At 69.5% G+C, this 16,915-nt stretch carries 13 protein-coding genes; 8 read left to right on the top strand and 5 right to left on the bottom strand.

Translation table 11 applies throughout. The features are described from left to right. Positions 1-185 precede the first annotated feature (185 nt). The 5 genes from GH664_RS07775 to GH664_RS07755 form a co-directional block, all read right to left on the bottom strand. A complete protein-coding gene (locus GH664_RS07775; protein WP_153167483.1) occupies positions 186-419 on the bottom strand; it encodes an addiction module protein in 234 nt (77 codons plus the stop codon). A 153-nt stretch (positions 420-572) separates the two neighbouring features. Then, the gene (locus tag GH664_RS07770; protein WP_228111426.1) at positions 573-1,346 is read right to left on the bottom strand and encodes a hypothetical protein; all 774 of its coding nucleotides are present in this window, start codon (positions 1,344-1,346) and stop codon (positions 573-575) included. A 25-nt stretch (positions 1,347-1,371) separates the two neighbouring features. Further along, positions 1,372-2,553 carry an alpha-hydroxy acid oxidase gene (locus GH664_RS07765; protein WP_194270353.1) on the bottom strand — a complete coding sequence of 394 codons (1,182 nt, stop codon included), beginning with the start codon at positions 2,551-2,553 and terminating at the stop codon, positions 1,372-1,374. A 77-nt stretch (positions 2,554-2,630) separates the two neighbouring features. Beyond that, a complete protein-coding gene (locus GH664_RS07760) occupies positions 2,631-6,521 on the bottom strand; it encodes an AAA family ATPase (RefSeq protein ID WP_153167482.1) in 3,891 nt (1,296 codons plus the stop codon). A 1-nt stretch (position 6,522) separates the two neighbouring features. Next, complete coding sequence (locus GH664_RS07755; protein ID WP_194270352.1) at positions 6,523-8,079, bottom strand: toll/interleukin-1 receptor domain-containing protein; 1,557 nt, start codon at positions 8,077-8,079, stop codon at positions 6,523-6,525. Between the two features lie 147 nt (positions 8,080-8,226). Between GH664_RS07755 and GH664_RS07750 the strand changes: the two genes are divergently transcribed. The 8 genes from GH664_RS07750 (at position 8,227) to GH664_RS07715 (ending at position 16,804) form a co-directional block, all read left to right on the top strand. After that, a complete protein-coding gene (locus tag GH664_RS07750; protein ID WP_153167480.1) occupies positions 8,227-9,339 on the top strand; it encodes an alkene reductase in 1,113 nt (370 codons plus the stop codon). 273 nt (positions 9,340-9,612) lie between these two features. Then, positions 9,613-11,091 (top strand): glutamine synthetase family protein, encoded by a 1,479-nt coding sequence (locus tag GH664_RS07745; protein WP_153167479.1) that lies wholly within the window; start codon positions 9,613-9,615, stop codon positions 11,089-11,091. A 57-nt stretch (positions 11,092-11,148) separates the two neighbouring features. Next, on the top strand, positions 11,149-11,859 hold the full coding sequence (locus tag GH664_RS07740) for a type 1 glutamine amidotransferase (RefSeq protein ID WP_153167478.1): 711 nt from the start codon (positions 11,149-11,151) through the stop codon (positions 11,857-11,859). 45 nt (positions 11,860-11,904) lie between these two features. Then, a complete protein-coding gene (locus GH664_RS07735) occupies positions 11,905-13,239 on the top strand; it encodes a Rieske 2Fe-2S domain-containing protein (RefSeq protein ID WP_153167477.1) in 1,335 nt (444 codons plus the stop codon). Further along, the gene (locus GH664_RS07730; RefSeq protein WP_153167476.1) at positions 13,236-13,859 is read left to right on the top strand and encodes an aromatic-ring-hydroxylating dioxygenase subunit beta; all 624 of its coding nucleotides are present in this window, start codon (positions 13,236-13,238) and stop codon (positions 13,857-13,859) included. Before GH664_RS07735 ends, GH664_RS07730 begins: the two co-directional genes overlap by 4 nt. A gap of 12 nt (positions 13,860-13,871) precedes the next feature. Beyond that, positions 13,872-14,873 carry a ferredoxin--NADP reductase gene (locus GH664_RS07725; protein ID WP_153167475.1) on the top strand — a complete coding sequence of 334 codons (1,002 nt, stop codon included), beginning with the start codon at positions 13,872-13,874 and terminating at the stop codon, positions 14,871-14,873. 37 nt (positions 14,874-14,910) lie between these two features. After that, positions 14,911-15,831 (top strand): LysR family transcriptional regulator, encoded by a 921-nt coding sequence (locus GH664_RS07720; RefSeq protein WP_194270351.1) that lies wholly within the window; start codon positions 14,911-14,913, stop codon positions 15,829-15,831. Between the two features lie 79 nt (positions 15,832-15,910). After that, a complete protein-coding gene (locus GH664_RS07715; protein ID WP_153167473.1) occupies positions 15,911-16,804 on the top strand; it encodes an alpha/beta fold hydrolase in 894 nt (297 codons plus the stop codon). Positions 16,805-16,915 lie beyond the last annotated feature (111 nt).

Below are 16,915 nucleotides of genomic sequence, written 5' to 3'. Positions count from 1 at the left end.
GGCGCGCGCGTCGGAGTTGAGCGTGGACCGAGCTTTGCTCGGATAGCATTCGCTCGCACGAAGGCCACACAATGCAAAAGTGCCCTACGGGCGACCACGCGGGAATGTAGATTTCATAAAGCGCATTCTCGCACAGCGCGAACGAACATGACCGCGACGAGGAAGGCCGTGCCTGCGCATGACTTTCACGCCGTGCCACCACCAATTCGCGCGCGCCCCGCGGCGATCACGTCATCAACAGGTGTCGCGGACGTGTCACCACGCTCGAATGCATCGATACGCCGTTCAACCTCCTCGGCCCACGCCCGCGCAATTTCATCGTCACTTTCCAGGCTGGACATCAACCGTTCAACTAACCGCCAGCGATCAGCAGCAGGCAGATTCATCGCCTCGGCCGCTATACGCTCCAAAGTGCTCATCGCGAGTCCTTTCCTGATTGCACTTCAACCATCAATCATTGCCCGCAGAGCGTACCGCACGCCAAGGCGCTTGCGCCGCAGGAACATGCCATTTGAGCATCCGTGACGCGTGCATGCCGCAGGCACGAACTCGATCGCCCTCGCGGCTGCGCGCTACACCCTCCCTCGCCTCAACCCCCTCACCAACGGCACCACCCCCAGCGCCGCCGCCACGTGCTTGAGCGCATGTCCGGCGATCAGCTTGTCGGTCAGCGCCCACAGTTCCCGATCGAACACCTCGAACCCCTTCGCCACGACGTAGGCGGCGAGCAGTATGCCCCACGGCAGGCGCAGCGCACCGGGCGCGGCGGGCAGGGGCAGCCACAGCAGCACCACGGCGAAGCCGCCGAACTGCGACAGGCCGTACAGCCGCAGATCGCCGGTGACGACCCACACGGCGATGGAGACGAGGCCGAGCGCCAGCCAGCCGAGCAGCCAGCGCAGACCGGCGTCGGCGCCGCGCCGTTCGGCGGCGACCGCGCCGACGGCGCCGGCGAAGGCGACGGTCATCGGCAGGCGGTCCCACACCAGCGACTGGTCGGTGGGCTGCAGGTGGTACCAGACGCTGCCGAGGCCGGTGAGCGCGAGGCCGGAGAAGAAGACCCGCAGGGCGCTGCGCTGCGCGGACGGCAGGCGGCCATCGAGACACGCCAGGCCGGCAAGGCCGACGACGGTGAAAGGCAGGCTGGACAGCACGTCCACCGCATTCGGCAACACAAAGGCGCCGAGCACGAGCGAGCGCATGTCGGACAGCCGGTGGTATTGCTGCGGCTGCGGGATCGGCGGCATCAGCAGCAGGGCGATCGCCAGCACTGCGAGCAGCACGAAGGCGAGGCGCTCCGCGCACCGCGGATGAAGGCCGCCATGCGAATCGATGTCCGTGTCCAAATCCCGCCTTCTCGCCACCTGCCCCTCACCCGCCGTGCCGCTGCCGCACGAATTCAGCCGCCACGTCCCGCATCCGTGGACAGCCGATCAACCCGAGCGTGCGCTCCATCTCGCTGCGCAGGATGTCGATCGCGCGCGAGGCGCCGGCCTTGCCACCGGCAGCCAGCCCGTACAGCGTGGCGCGGCCGGACATCGCGGCATCCGCCCCCAGGGCGCGCGCCTTGACGAAGTCGCTGCCGCGGCGCAGCCCGCTGTCGACGATGACGGTCATGTCGGGACCGACCGCGGCGCGGACGGCGGGCAGCATGTCGATCGGCGCCGGGCAGGTGTCGAGCTGGCGGCCGCCGTGGTTGCTGACGACGATGCCGTCGGCGCCCGCCGCCTGCGCGCGCAGCGCATCTTCGGGCAGCAGGATGCCCTTGATGAGCAGCTTGCGCGGCCACAGGTCGCGCAGCCAGCGGATGTCGTCCCAGGTCAGCGTCAGATCCATCTGCGACGCCAGGAAGGCGGCGGCGTTGCGCGCGCTGTCCATGCCCGGGGGCAGGAAGTCGCCGAGGTTGCGGAAGCGCGGCATGCCGTGCGGCACCAGCACGTCGAGGATCCAGCGCGGGTGCAGGGCGACATCGAGCAAGTTGCGCGCATCGAGCTTCATCGGCGCGCGGTAGTTGCGGCGGTCCCAGGTGCGATTGCCGAACACGCTGGCGTCGGTGGTGAGCACGATGGCCTCGGCGCCGGCGCGCTCGGCGCGCTTGACCACGCCGGCGAGGTTGGCGCGGTCCTTGAACGGGTAGATCTGCATCCAGTGGCGCACACCGGTGGCGGCGATCTCTTCCAGCGCGACGGTGGACACCATGCTCTGGCAGAACGGGATGCCGGCGTCGCGCGCGGCCTCGGCCAGCAGGCGGTCGCCGTCGTGCGCCAGCAGGCCGTTGAAGCCGGTGGGCGCGATCAGCGCCGGCATGGCGATCGGTGCACCGAACAGCGTGCAGCCCAGCTCGCGGCGCGACACATCGACCAGGGTGCGCGGCAGCAGGTCGATGGCATCGAACGCTTCGCGGTTGCGCGCGAGCGCGAGCTCGTCGTCGGCGCCGCCTTCGAGGTATTCGAGGCAGAAGTTGGGCAGGCGCCGCGTCGCCATCGCTCTTAGATCGGCGATGTCCTGGGCGCGGGAAACGTGGCGCCCGCAATAGAGTTTGCGCGTCAGCATCGTGCCTGCCCGGGCCTCGGACTGCGGAATGTGGGGCACCGATTCTAGCGAAGGCGCACCGCCGGGCGCTCGCGCCTTCAGCGCGTTTCGCCCAGCAGGCGCCTGCCGGCGTCGATCAGGTCCTCGGCACTGCCGCACACCGGGCATTCCCAGCGCAGCACGGCGCTCCTCGTCAGGATCAGGACTTCGCGCCCGCTCGCATCGAAGCGCACCGCGCGCGGCGTCTCCGGCGGCCGCATCACCGCGAGCTGGCGGCCGGTGTCGGCATCCCAGACGCGCACCGTGCCGTCGTAGCTGCTGGTCGCCAGCATCGTGCCCTGGTCGTTGAAGCGCAGGTCGTTGACATCGGTGATCTGCCCGCTGAAAGGCTGGGCGATCTCGATGCCGTTGCCTGTCTTGCCGTCCTTACCCACGAGGTCGGCGACGACCACCGTCTGGCTGTCGAGGGCGAGCGCCAGACGTTTGCCTTCAGGGTCGAAGGCAGCGAGCGTGGCGCGGTACTTGAGCGGCAGGCGTTGGGTTCGGGCGCCGGCCTCGTCCAGCCGCACGACATCGATGTAGTGGAAGCGCTCGCTCTCGCTGCAGACGAACGCGACCTGTCGGCCGTCGCGCGACAGCGCCGCGGGGTCGCAGATATCGGCCCGGTACTCAATGCCGGCACGCGGCACCGATGGCGACGGCGCGGCGGCCGCCGTCAGGGCGTGCAGGCCGACCAGCCTGCCGCGGTCGAAGACGGCGAGTTGCTGGCCATCGGCCGCGATCAGATGCTCGAAGCGGTGGTCGGCCGTCGCCGCGCCGCTCACCGCGGCGACCACGTTGAAGCGCCCCGCGCCGACGTCCCAGCGCACGACGCGATCCCCCGCGCCGCGCAGCGACAACTGCAGGCCGTCGGGCAGCGGCGAGCCTGCGGCCGGCAGATCGGATGCCGTGGCGGGGCCGGCGGGTGCGGCGCCCTCCGCGCGCTGACCCTCGAGTCGCAGCCGGTTGCCGCGCGCGAGCAAGGGCAGCAGGGCCTGCGCCGAGGTGCCCGCGGCGATCACCGTGGCGGCGACATCGCCCTGGCGATCGTCATAGGCGAGCAGCGGGGCCGCCGGCGTCAGGGTCCACAGGCGTGCTGTGCCATCGTCGGCGGCCGACAGCACGTAACGGGCATCGGGCGAGAACACCGCCGAACCCACCGCCCCCTTGTGCCCGCGCAGGACCAGCAGTTGCACCGGCCCGCTGCCTTCACCCGTGCCCAGCGTCCACAGCCGCACCGCCCTGTCGCTGCTCGCGGTGAGCAGCACGTCCCGGTCGTGCGGATGAAAAGCGACCGACAGCACCACCTCGGGGCGCCGCGGAAAGACCCGCAGCCGGTCGCCGCCTTGCACATCCCAGACCTGCACCACGCCGTCGGTCGACGCGCCGGCGATGCGCGTGCCGTCGTGACTCCAGTCGAGCGCACAGAACCGTTCGTCGGCCGGCAACTGCCAGCGCGCGCGCCTCAGCGTCGCGGCGTCGAACAGCGTCGCCCTGCCATCCTGATCGAGCAGGGTGATCCACTTGTGGTCGGGGCTGTAGGTCACCCCCGCCTTGACGAACACGAAGTCCTCGCAATGCGCCGAGCTGGCGCGCGGGTCGCGCGTGCCGGCGCTGTCGGCATGCACCAGCTCGAGTTCGCGCACGGCGCGGCCGGTGGCGGCATCCCATACCGAGGCGTGGCCGGTGCGACCGACCGCGAGGATGCGGCGGCCATCCGGGCTGAAGCCCGCGTAGCGCACATCCTCGGCGGTGTATTCCATGGCCTTCAGCGGCCGACGCCTGCCGCTGGCCACATCCCACGCCACCACCTCGCCCTTGCCGCTGCCAGCCGCAGGATCGGTCGCGGTCACCAGGCTCTGGCCGCTGCGATCGAACACCGCGCTATTCACGGCGGCGGCGTGCTGCAGCACGTGCAGCAGGCCGCCGGAAGCCGCATCCCACAGCCGCGCAGTGCCGTCGCCGCTGGTGGTGACGATCAGCCGACCGTCGGGGCTGAAGCGCGCCGAACCGACGATGTCGGTGTGGCCGTCCAGCGCAATGTCCGGCCGCCCGAAGATGTCGTGGATCACCGCGCCCTTCTCGGTGGGAATCACCACCCGGCCGCCATCGGGGCTGAAGCTGTCGGGGCCGAGGGCGAAGCCCAGCCAGAACTCGCCGGACGCACTGATGTTGAGCAGCCGCTGCACGCCACGGTAGGTGACGGACGACACGTTCGCCGCCACCGCGGCACGCAGGGCCATCACCGCCCGCTCGTTCTCGGGGTCGTCGCGCACGACGTCGAGCAGGTCGGCGAGCGCGAGGTCGGGCTGGCGGAACAGACTCGAGCGGGCCTGGGCCAGCACCTTCTCCATCTTCTCGGCGGTCGCCTTGCGCTCCGCCTCGCGCTTGCTCACGAATGCGGAGAACGCGATGCCGCCGACGATGAGACAGGCCACCAGGGCGACGCCGAGCACGCTCGACAGGCGTCGCAGGTGGCGGGCGGTGGCGGCTTCGCGCTCGAGCGCCTCCTGCCGCGCACGGTGCAGGCGGCGGTCCTCGCGCTCGCTGTCGCCGATGAAGCTCAGCGTGGCGTCGAACTCTTCCGCAGCGGCGTAGCGCATTGCCCAAGCCTGGGTCGGCTGCGCGCGTTCGCGCCAGTCGAGCGCGCGCAGCAGGTCGCGCCCGCCGAGCAGCTCGCCCTCGCCCGCCCTCCAGCGCAGCGCCTCGTCGCGCAGGCCGAGGAAGTCGCGCGCGTCGGCCGATTCGTCCTCCACCCAGCGGTGCAGGCGCTGCCACTGGCGGATCAGCGATTCGTGCGAGATGTCGAGCTGCGTGTCGGGACCGAGCGGGACCGCGAGCGGCGGCATCAGGAAATGCCGCCCCGGGGCGCGGAAGGCTTCGACCACCTCGATCAGCGCGGCCGGCTCGACGCCGGCCACCGCCGCGGCCTCGCCGACGGCGACCGGGCGGCGGATGTCGCGGCGCCCCGGCTGGCCGCCGGTGAGGCACTTGAACAGATGCTCGGCGACATGCTGCTGCGTCGACGACAAGGCCGCGTGGATCTGCTCGGCATGCTGGTCGAGCGCGCCGCGAAAGCCGCCCAGTTCGCGGTACAGCGTCAGGGACAGCACCGGCGCCGCCGTCCCCGGCGCGTGCTGCCACAGGCGCAACAGCAGGTGCTGCAGCAGCGGGAGCTGGTCGGGATCGTCGCCGACCTCGTTCTCCAGCTCGGCCACCAGCAACTCCTCCACATCGCCGCCGAACACCCGCGCCGGACCGCGGATCGCCATGCCCACCTGCTCGCGCGTCAGCCGCGGGGTGAGGAACTGGTTGTCGTTGAGCGCTTCGGGCAGGCCGCGGAAGCGCGCACAGGCACCGATGAAGTCCGAGCGCATGGTGAGGACGACATGGATCGCCAGCTCGCGCTGCGCCGCCGCGCGCAGCAGCAGCTCGACGAAGGCGTTGGCCTCGTCCTTGCGCTGCACGGTGCTGTAGCGGAACAGCTCCTCGAACTGGTCGACCACGACCAGCACGTTGGCGTGCGCCTCGAGCCGCGCATCGGCGACGAGTTGCACCAGGCCGAGCGGACCGCGGCGCAGCTCGGCGGCGGCGAATTCACGCGCCGGGATGCCGCCCGGCCCGCTCAACACGCCGGGCGCCACCAGTTCCGCGGCGAGCGCATCGATCGGCGCGCCGCCCGGCCGCATCAGCACCACGCGCCAGTCCGAGCCCGCCACGGCGAGAAAGCCCGCCTCCAGCGCCGGCAGCAGGCCCGCACGCACCAGCGAGGACTTGCCGGCACCGGACTCGCCCACCACGGCGACGAAGCGAGAGCGGCCGAGGCGCTCGAGCAGCGCGTCGATCTGCTGCTCGCGGCCGAAGAACAGGTGCGCCTCGCCGGCCTCGAAGGGCCTCAGACCGGGATAGGGCGATCCGGACAGCCAGGCGAGATCGGAGGCCGTCGCCACGTCAGCCCCCGAGGAACTCGCCGATCCGCGCCAGCTCGGCCGGATTCACCCCGCTGTCGCAACGGAAGTACTTCATCGGCGCGTAATGCAGGCTCAGCTCTTCGAGCTTGTCGTGGTCGGGCGCCGCCGGTGGCGGCGGACCGACGCAGATCGACAGCAGCTCGATCGGCACCTCGCGCTGCGCGATGATCTTGCTGCTCTGCAGGAACTGCTGCGTCACCCAGCACGGCCGCGTCTTGCCATACACCAGCATGAGGCCCTGGCACAGGCTCAGATTGGTCTCCCACTCCTCGCGCCACGCCGCCGGATCCGCGGCGGCCGGCGGTTCGAGCACGATGTAGCCCTGCCCGGTGAGCCAGTTGGCGATCTCGGTGGCGAAACCGCGATCGAGCAGGTCGGCATTGACGAACAGGCACTTGGGGGCCGGTGCGGCGCGCTCGCGCGGCTTGTGCTGCAGCAGCGCGGCGACGGCCTGCTTGAACTCCTGCAGGCCGCAACTGCGCACCGTCGGCAGCGCCAGCAGGTCGCGCGCATCGCTGTCGGCCACCTGCCCGACGTCGAGCTGCGGGTCGCGCCACTGCACGATGCGCGCGGTCGGCAGCACCGGCAGCGCGGTGGCGTAGCGCAACCAGGCCATGCCCTTCGGATAATCGGTCCTGTCGCCGGCGAGCGGGCCGAGGAGTTGCACGAACAGTTGCGACTTCTCCAGATCGTCGCGCAGTTGCCGGCAATGCAGGTCGAGGTCGTCACGCGAATAGCGCTTCTTCGGCAGCACGTCGAAGCCGAGCTGCTCGAGGTAGGCCTTCACCTCTTCGCGCCGCTGCACCAGATCGTCGGTGACTTCGGCGAGCACCAGGGTGGCGGCTTCTTCGCCACCCGGCCGGGCGCGCGCGCCGCTGCCGGGTGGCGGCGGACGTTCGCCGGCGGGCGGGGGCGGCACGACGCCCGGCACCGCGATGGGCGGCGAGGACGCCCGGGTGATCCGGTTCAGATGGTCGGCCACCTTCTGCACGAGCTGCGACAGGCGGTCGTAATAGAGCTCGCGGTCGGACGGAAAATCGACCCGCAGCGGTCGCGAGGTCCGGTCGTCGGAGAGCTTCTTCCAGAAGTTGTGCGGAATCAGGTCCTGGAATTCGGGCGGCAGCCGGCTGCGGTCGAGATCCTCGATGGCGACGATGAACACGCCGCCGCCGCCCCCGCGTGCGTTCAGCGCCGCAAGGAAGGTGGAGCGCTCGCGCCCGCACCATTCCGAGCGCAGGTAGGCGAGCGACACCACCATCAGGATCGCCGCTGCACCGGCGGCCGCCTGCACGATCTCGGGCGTCACCGGGCTGTCGCCGGCGAGCTTGTGATGGTCCCACCACACGTCCAGCGCGCTGCCGACCTTGCGCCCCGCCTCCTTCCTGAGGTCGGACACCAGTTGCGACACGAAGCCCTGCTCCGCTCCCGCCACCGGCTCGTCGTCGGCATGCGCGTAGCTCACGAACAGGTCGTGAGTGAATCCGCCCGCCACCCCCATGGTCGCATCCGTCCCCTTCGGCGATACTTCCGGCTTCACGCCAGCGGCGCGTGCCGCGCGGCGAGGCGCGCCGGCCCGCGCTGCGGTCCCATTTACATTGGCAGCATAGTCAATATTTCGCCCCGCGCGACGCCAGCCGCGGCGCGGCGGACGCGACCGCTGCCCTACCCGTGGAGAACGTTCGACATGACGACGCTGTTCGACCCCATCGACACCGGCGAGCTGCATCTCGCCAACCGCATCGCGATGGCCCCGCTGACGCGCAACCGCGCGCCCAACGCGATCCCGCAACCGATCACCGCCACCTACTACGCGCAGCGCGCCAGCGCCGGCCTGCTGATCACCGAGGCCACCGCCATCAGCCAGCAGGGCCAGGGCTATGCCGACGTGCCGGGGCTGTACGCGCCCGAGCAGGTCGCCGGCTGGAAGCGGGTGACCGACGCGGTGCATGCCGCGGGCGGCAGAATCGTGACGCAACTGTGGCATGTCGGCCGCGTGTCGCACACCTCGCTGCAGCCCGGCGGCGGCGCGCCGGTGGCGCCGTCGGCGATCACCGCGAAGACCAAGACCTACATCATCGATGCCGACGGCAACGGCGGTTTCGTCCCGACCTCGCAGCCGCGCGCGCTGGAACTCGCCGAGATTCCGGGCATCGTCGCCGACTACCGGCGCGCCGCACGCGCGGCGATGGAAGCCGGCTTCGATGGCGTGGAAGTGCATGCCGCCAACGGCTACCTGATCGACCAGTTCCTGCGCTCGGGCAGCAACCACCGCAGCGACGCCTACGGCGGCAGCATCGAGAACCGCGCGCGCCTGCTGGTGGAAGTGATGCAGGCGGTGGTGGATGAGATCGGCGCCGGCCGCAGCGCGATCCGCATCTCGCCGGTGACGCCGGCCAACGATGCCTCGGATCCGAACCCGCAACCGCTGTTCAACTACGTGGTGGCGCAGCTCGCGCGCTGGCCCCTGGCCTATGTGCACGTGATCGAAGGCCAGACCGGCGGCGCGCGCGATTACCAGCAGGGCGACACCCCGTTCGACTACACCGCGTTGCGCGTGGCCTATGCGAAGGCGGGCGGCAAGGCCGCCTGGATGCTGAACAACGCCTACGACGGCGAAATGGCCGAGACCGCCGTCGCCAGCGGCCGCGCCGACATGGTCGCGTTCGGCAAGGCCTTCATCTCCAACCCCGACCTGGTGCGCCGGCTGCGCGAGAAGGCGCCGCTGAATCCGTGGGACACCACCACCTTCTACGGCGGCGGCGAGAAGGGCTACATCGACTATCCGACGCTGGGCTGATCCACATCCGGGGAACGCGCGGCGCAATGCCGCGCACCACACCGCCACGCCGCTTCGCCCAGCCGTCCGGGCAACGCGGCGGGCGGGCCCGACCGGCGCTCGACCCGTCGCACCACCGCCCGCGCCCATGCAGATGCGTTCGCATATCTGCAATCGCCAGTCGCAGTTTTGATCTGTATCAAAAAAAAGTCATCTCGTAGAGTCGGTCCGCGCCCAATCCAAAACAAAGCAACAGGCGCAGACAAACAAGCCTACCGATACGGAGGAGACACTATGAGCAAGAAGTTCATCGAGCAGCACGGCCTGTGGACGGACGAGCAACGGGAAGCCGCACAGCGCGTGCTCGAGCGCATCGAGAGCGAAGGCATCCAGATGGTGCGGCTGTCGTGGCCGGACCAGTACGGGCTGTTGCGCGGCAAGATGCTGTCGGTGGCGGCGCTCAAGTCGGCGTTCGCCAGCGGCTCTGAAATCACCATGGCGCCGTTCTTCTTCGACACCGCCAGCGCCATCGTCTTCAACCCCTTCGAGGCCGGCGGTGGCTTCGGCACCTCGGAGCTGTCGGGCAGCCCGAACGTGGTCATGGTGCCCGACCCGAGCACCTTCCGCGTGCTGCCCTGGGCCGACCGCACCGGCTGGATGCTGGCCGACCTCTACATGCGCAGCGGCCGGCCGTTCACGCTCAGCCCGCGCGCCATCCTCAAGAAGGCGATCAAGCAGCTCGCCGAAGCCGGCTACGAGCTCAAGGCCGGCCTGGAAGTGGAGTGGTACCTGACGCGCATCGTCGATCCCTGCCTCGAGCCCGCCACGCTCGGCGGCCCGGGCACGCCCGCCGCACCGCCCAAGGTCATGCCGGTCGCCAAGGGCTACTCCTACCTGCTGGAAAACCACCTCGACGAAGTCGAGCCGATCATGGCCGAGATCCGCCACCATCTGCTGACGCTAGGCATGCCGCTGCGCAGCATCGAGGACGAGTGGGCCCCGAGCCAGATGGAAACCACCTTCGACGTGATGTCGGGCATGGACGTCGCCGACACGATGGTGCTGTTCCGCAACGCGGTGAAGCAGATCTGCCGGCGCCGCGGCTACCTCGCCAGCTTCATGTGCAAGCCCGGCATTCCCGGCTTCTATGCCTCGGGATGGCACCTGCATCAGTCGCTGGCCGACCGCGAGACCGGCCACAACCTGTTCATTCCCGACGGCGACGAGCCGCTGTCGCCGCTGGGCCGGGCCTACGTCGGCGGGCTGCTGGAGCATGCCTGCGCCGCGTCCAGCTTCACCACCCCCACGATCAACGGCTATCGCCGTCGCCGGCCCTATTCGCTCGCCCCCGACCGCGTCACCTGGGCGGTCGATAACCGCGCCGCCATGGCGCGCGTGATCTCCGCCCCCGGAGACCCGGCCAGCCGCGTCGAGAACCGCGTCGGCGAGCCCGCCGCCAACCCCTACCTGTACCTCGCCTCGCAGATCTTCGCCGGCCTCGACGGCATCCGCCGCAACGTCGACCCTGGCGCGCTGCAGGAAACGCCGTACGCGGCCGACGTCACCATCCTGCCGACCAACCTGTCGGCCGCGCTGGACGCGCTCGAACCTTCGACCCTGTATCGCGAGAGCTTCGGCAACGCCTTCGTCGACTACTGGCTGCACCTGCGCCGCAGCGAGTGGAAGCGCTTCGTGACGGCCGAAGGGGAAGCCGGCATGGAGTCGGAGGCCGTCACCGAGTGGGAGCATCGCGAATACTTCGAGCTGATGTGATCCAGAGGGCGGCCCGCACCGGGTCCGCCCTGCCCTTTACAGGACAAGGACAATCACATGAAGAGATTCGCGCTCGTCTGGTGTTCGGAGCGTCTGGGAGCCCCTTTCCAGCAGATGTTCCTGGACACCTTTCGCCAGCCGGGGGAGCAGTGGGACGTCCTGTCGCCGGCCGACCCGGCGTTCGAGGCAGCGGCAGCCGGCTACGACGGCTACGTGCTCAGCGGCAGCGAGAAGTCGGTCGTCGATGACGTGCAGACGCCCTTCGTGGCGCGGCTGCTCGCATGGCTGCGCCGCACCGCGGAGACATCGGCCAGCCCGGTGCTCGGCATCTGTTTCGGCGCGCAGGCCTTGGCGACCGCCCTCGGCGGCAAGGTCGGCCGCAACCCGGGCGGTGGCTTCAGGCTGGGCGTGGAGCAGCTCGCATGGGACGCCGCCGTCGACCGGCAGCGCTGGCCGGAGCTCGATAGCGACGCGGTGCTGGTCGCGAGCCACGGCGAATGCGTGCAGACGCTGCCGGCCAACGCGACGCTGCTGGCCTCATCGAGGACCATTGCGCACGAAGTTTTCCTGGTCGGGGACCGCTTCCTCGGCATCCAGGGCCACCCCGAGATGAGCATCCGCGACCTGCAGGAAGGTTTCATGCCGCTGCATCGCGCCGAGTTCAGCCCGGAGCGGTGGCGGGGCGTGGAACAGGAATGTGAGCTGACGTTGAGCCGCGCAGGCCTTGTCGCCCTCTCGCAGCGCCTGCTGGCGCAAGGCCGGCTGTAGCCCAAGCCCAGCCGACTCACGCAACATGAATCGACGGTGACGAACATGAACGACCCTCTACCGCTTGCAGCAGGCAGCCCGTCATGGGACTGGCTGATCCAGGATGATCGCGTGCATCGCACGATCTACACCGACCCCAGCATCTTCGCGCGCGAGATGAACAACATCTTCGCGGCGACCTGGGTTTACCTCCTACACGAAAGCGAGCTCCCGGAGCCGGGCGACTTTCGCCGCGCCTGGATGGGGACGCGCGAGCTGATCGTGACCCGCGACGAGGCGCGCGCCCTCCACGTCTTCGCCAACCGCTGCTCGCATCGCGGCGCCACGGTGTGCCGGGAACCCGGCGGCAAGGCCTCGAGCTTCACCTGCCCGTATCACGGCTGGAAGTACGACAACCGCGGCCAGCTGTTCGGCATCCCGGGCAAGACGGCCTATGGCGCCGAATTCAAGGCGCGCGACATGCATCTCGCCCGCCCGGCCCAGGTGGCCTCGTACAAGGGTTTCGTGTTCGCGACGCTCAACCCCGACGCCCCGCCGCTCGAAACCCACCTCGGCGCTGCCGCACCTTTCCTCGACGAGTGGATCGAGCACCAGGGCGGCGCCGACAACATCATGGTCGGCGGCGCGCAGCGCTTCCATCTCGAATGCAACTGGAAGATGGTGTTCGACAACGCCGGCGACGGCTATCACGTCCCGTTCTCGCACCAGTCGCTGCTGCAGATGACCAACGCACGTTACGGCGGTGGCGACATGTCCTACTTCGCCGATGCCGACCGCTCGCGCATGAAGCTTTACGCGCTGGGCAATGGCCACACCGTCATCGACCAGCGCCCGGACATGTACGGCAACTCGGCTTGGGAGCAGCAGCGACCGCAGCCCGGACGCGAAGTGTTCGAGGCCCATGTGCGCGCCACGGTGGCCGACGCGGACGCCAAGCGCGTGCTGGAGAGCGCGGTCGGCGCCGGGATGAACCTGAACATCTTCCCCAACCTGCTGCTGATCGGCAACCAGATCCAGGTCGTCCAGCCGCTGAACGCCGGCGGCACGACGATGCACTGGCATGCGACGCGGCGCCGCGATGCCGACGATGCGCTCAACACGATGCGCATGCGCACACAGGAAGACTTCCCGATCATGGGCGAGATGGACGACGCAGGCAATTTCGAGGAGTGCCACCGCGGGCTGGTGAATTTCCCCGAAGACGAATGGATCGACATCAGCCGCCACCATGAAACCGGCCAGGATGTCGCCGACGAAGAGGGCCGCATCGTCGGGCCGGTCACGTCGGAGCTGCATTTGCGCGCCTACTACGCGCAGTGGAAGCGCCTGATGGCCGCCGAACCCACGCTGCGGGCGAGCAAGTCGAGGATTGCGCGATGAAGAACGACACTGCCACCGCGGCAAGCGCCGCCCCCCGCTACCAGCCGGCCTCGAACTACGTCGACGACGCGTTCTATGGTTGGTTGAACGAGGTCTCGCTCGACCTCGATGCCGTGACCACCCAGCGCACCGGACGACCGGATGCCGCGCTGGCCGCCGAGATCGAGCGGCTGCTGACGGTGGAGTCGCGCCTGCTCGACCAGCACGCCTACGCCGAATGGCTCGACCTCTACACGCCCGAATGCGCGTACTGGATTCCCGCCACCCGGCCGGCGGGCGACCCGCGCGCGCAGATCACCCTCGAGTTCCACGACCGGCGGCGCCTGCTCGACCGCGTGGCGCGCCTGGGCACCGGGCTGGCGTATTCACAGTTGCCCGCGTCGCGCACCGCGCGCCAGCTCAGCGGCCTCGAAATCTGGGCCAGCCCGGGGCGCAGCGACGAATGGCGTGTACGCTGCAACTTCCTGATGGCCGAATCGCGTGCGGGCAAGCGTCGCGTGCTCGGCGGCTGGTACGGCTTCGTCGTGCGCCGCGTCGGCGACGCGCTGCGGCTGGCGTTCAAGCAGGTCAACCTGCTCGACCCCGACGAGCCCCAGGGCAACAACTCGTTCTTCCTCTGAGGGACCGGACCGATGAAAAAGGCCCATGAACTGCGCCTCGGCGACGTCATCCCGCAGGGGTCGGATGCCGTGCTGCTGCGCTTCCAGCCCGATGCCGGGCTGGCCGAGGATTTCCGCTTCGAGCCGGGGCAGTATCTGACGCTCGCGGCGGGCCCCGTCGACGCCCGGCAGTGGCGCTGCTATTCCCTCACCAGCGCGCCGGGCGCCCCACTCGACGTGCTGGTGCGGCGTGTGCGGGGCGGCCTGGTGTCGAACTGGCTGTGCGACCACGCGCGGCCCGGCGACAGCCTGACGGTGCTGCCGCCCGCAGGCCACTTCACGCTGCGGCGCGAGGGCGAGCCGGTGCTGCTGTTCGCCGGTGGCAGCGGTATCGCGCCGATCTTCTCGCTCGCCCGGCAGGCGCTCGAGAAGGGGGCGCCCCGGGTGTCGATCTTCTACGCCAACCGCAGCCGCGCGTCGGCCATGCTGGTGCGCGAGCTGGAGGACCTGCAGACCCGGCACGGCGAGCGCCTGGAAGTGCGGTACTGGCACGACGACGAGGACGGCCTGCCTTCGGCCGGGCAGCTCGCGGCCTTCGCAACCGCCCGCGCGGATCGCGACGTCTACCTGTGCGGCCCCGAGCCCTTCATGCGCGGCGTCGATGAAGGGCTCGCGCAGGCCGGCTTCGACGCATCCCGCATCTACCGCGAGGAGTTCGACAGCGCGCCCGATGAGCCCGCTGGCGACGCCGGTGGCGAACGCCTGACGCAGCTCACCGTACAATTCGGCGGCAACACGACGACGCTGCCGGTGCATGGCAAGGAATCGCTGCTGGCCGCAATGCTCAATGCCGGCCTCGCGGTGCCATATGCCTGCAAGGCCGGCGAGTGCGCCTCGTGCATGTGCCGCCTGGTGAGCGGGGAGGTCGAACGCCTGAACAATGCAGTGCTGGACGAGGACGACGTCGCCGACGGTTGGCTCGTCGCCTGCCGCACACGCGCGCTCGGCGACACGCTGGAAGTGCGCTTCCCCTGAGCGGTCGAGGCGCCGCCACACGCAGACAGGAAGGCCGATGACGGATGAAGGCGTAAGCAAGCTTCCCTGGGATCTGATCCGTGCCTTCCTGGCACTGGATCGCCATGGCGACTACGCGGTCGCGGCGGAAATGGAACGCATCGACGATTCCACGCTGCGGCGGCGCATCCGCACGCTGGAACAGCGCATGGGCCGTGCCTTGTTCGTGCGCACCGAGCGCGGCTGGAAGGCGGCCCCCGACCAGCTAGAGCTGGTCAGGGCCGCGCAGCGCATGGACGAAGCGGCGCGCTGTTTCTCGCGCCCCCATCAGGAAGAGACGGGCGTCATTTCGATCACCATGCTCGACGCCTTCGCACACCTGTTCAGCGACGTGTTCGGCAACTTCCAGCGAAAGTATCCGCGCATCATCCTCAACATCACCACCGAGTCCCACTTCGTCGATCTCGAGCAGGAGCAGGTCGACATCGCCATCCGGCTCGCCCGTCCGCTGCGCAGTGGCGCCACCTTGCGTATCTGCAAGATCGGCGACCTGCAGATCAACGCCTACGCCAGCCAGGCCTACCTGACACGGCTGGAGGAACACGGCCTGAACCCCGCAACGGCAAGGCATCGCTTGCTGGCGATGAACCTGCGCTTTTCCCACAGCGACCACAATTTCGCCTACGGCGAACTGAGCTGGGACGATCTCGGCCTGAGCGGAGACGTGGCGGTGTGGTCCGACAGCATGCTGATGCTGGCGCGCATGTGCGAACAGGGCCAGGGGGCGGCCATAATGCCTGCCATCATCGCGAGCGACTATCGCGACCTGCGCCCGGTGTGCCCGGACCGCCCGGGCCCGGTCGGTGAGCTGTGGATGATCAGCCGCTTCGACCTGCGCGCGCCCTGGCAGCGCGATCTCGCCGACATGCTGCGTGCGGCCCTGAGCGCGCGGCAAGGAGAACGCGAAATGTCGGTCTGAAGCCGCTCAGCCCTGCATGCTCGACGCGATCACGTGCGCGAGCGGGCTGCGGCGAACACCACGAAAAGAGGAAGAAGCCATGTTCGATCCGGGCTACGTCGTGAGGGACATTCCGCTGGCCGACACCCACCTGCACGTGCGCCTGCGGCTCGACGCCGCCAAGCCGCCGCTGGTGCTGCTGCACGGGTATCCGGAAACCCATGTGATGTGGCACAAGCTCGCGCCGTTGCTCGAATCGCGCTTCTCGCTGGTGATCCCGGACCTGCGCGGCTACGGCGACTCCGGCAAGCCACCGTCGCAAGCGGATGCGGCCAACCAGTCCAAGCGGGCGATGGCGCGCGACATCGCCGAGCTGATGGCCTCCCTGGGCCTGCCGCGCTACCACGTCGCCGCCCACGACAGGGGCGCGCGGGTGCTGCACCGGCTCTGTCTCGACCATCCGGAGCAGGTGCAGAGCGCGTGCTTCATGGACATCGTTCCCACTGCGACGACCTTCGCGCTGACCGACCAGGCACTGGCGACGGCCTACTTCCACTGGTTCTTCCTGATCCAGCCGGCGCCCCTGCCCGAACGCATGATCGCGGCCGATCCTGAGACCTGGCTGCGCGGCTGCCTGCAGCGCTGGAGCATGGGCAACGACGCGGCCTTCGACCCGGCGGTGGTGGCCGAATACGTACGCTGCTTTTCCCGCCCGGACGCGATCCGCGCGTCCTGCGACGACTACCGCGCGGCAGCCGGCATCGACCTGCGCCACGACGCAGAGGACGCGGACAAGCGCATCCGCTGCCCTGTGCTGGCGCTGTGGGGCGCGAAGGGCTTCGTCGGACGCACCTACGACGTGCTCGCCCTGTGGCGCGAAAAGGCGATCGACGTCATCGGGCACGGCCTGGACTGCGGACATTTCCTTCCCGAAGAGATGCCCGGCAAGGTCGCCGACGCCCTGCTCCGTTTCATCGACGCAGAAGCCGCTTAGCACGCCTGGCAAGCGCCCCTCGCCCCTCCTTGCTCCTCCCCATTGCCTGAAGCCGCACGCTAGGTAATTCCTTTAGTCCGCTCGGGAATCGCTCCCGATGCGGCTGCCGAG

Source organism: Thauera sp. 2A1, from assembly GCF_009469595.2.
Taxonomy (GTDB): domain Bacteria; phylum Pseudomonadota; class Gammaproteobacteria; order Burkholderiales; family Rhodocyclaceae; genus Thauera.
Note: the sequence above shows the minus strand (reverse complement) of the source record. Positions and strands in the feature narration are given on the sequence as shown.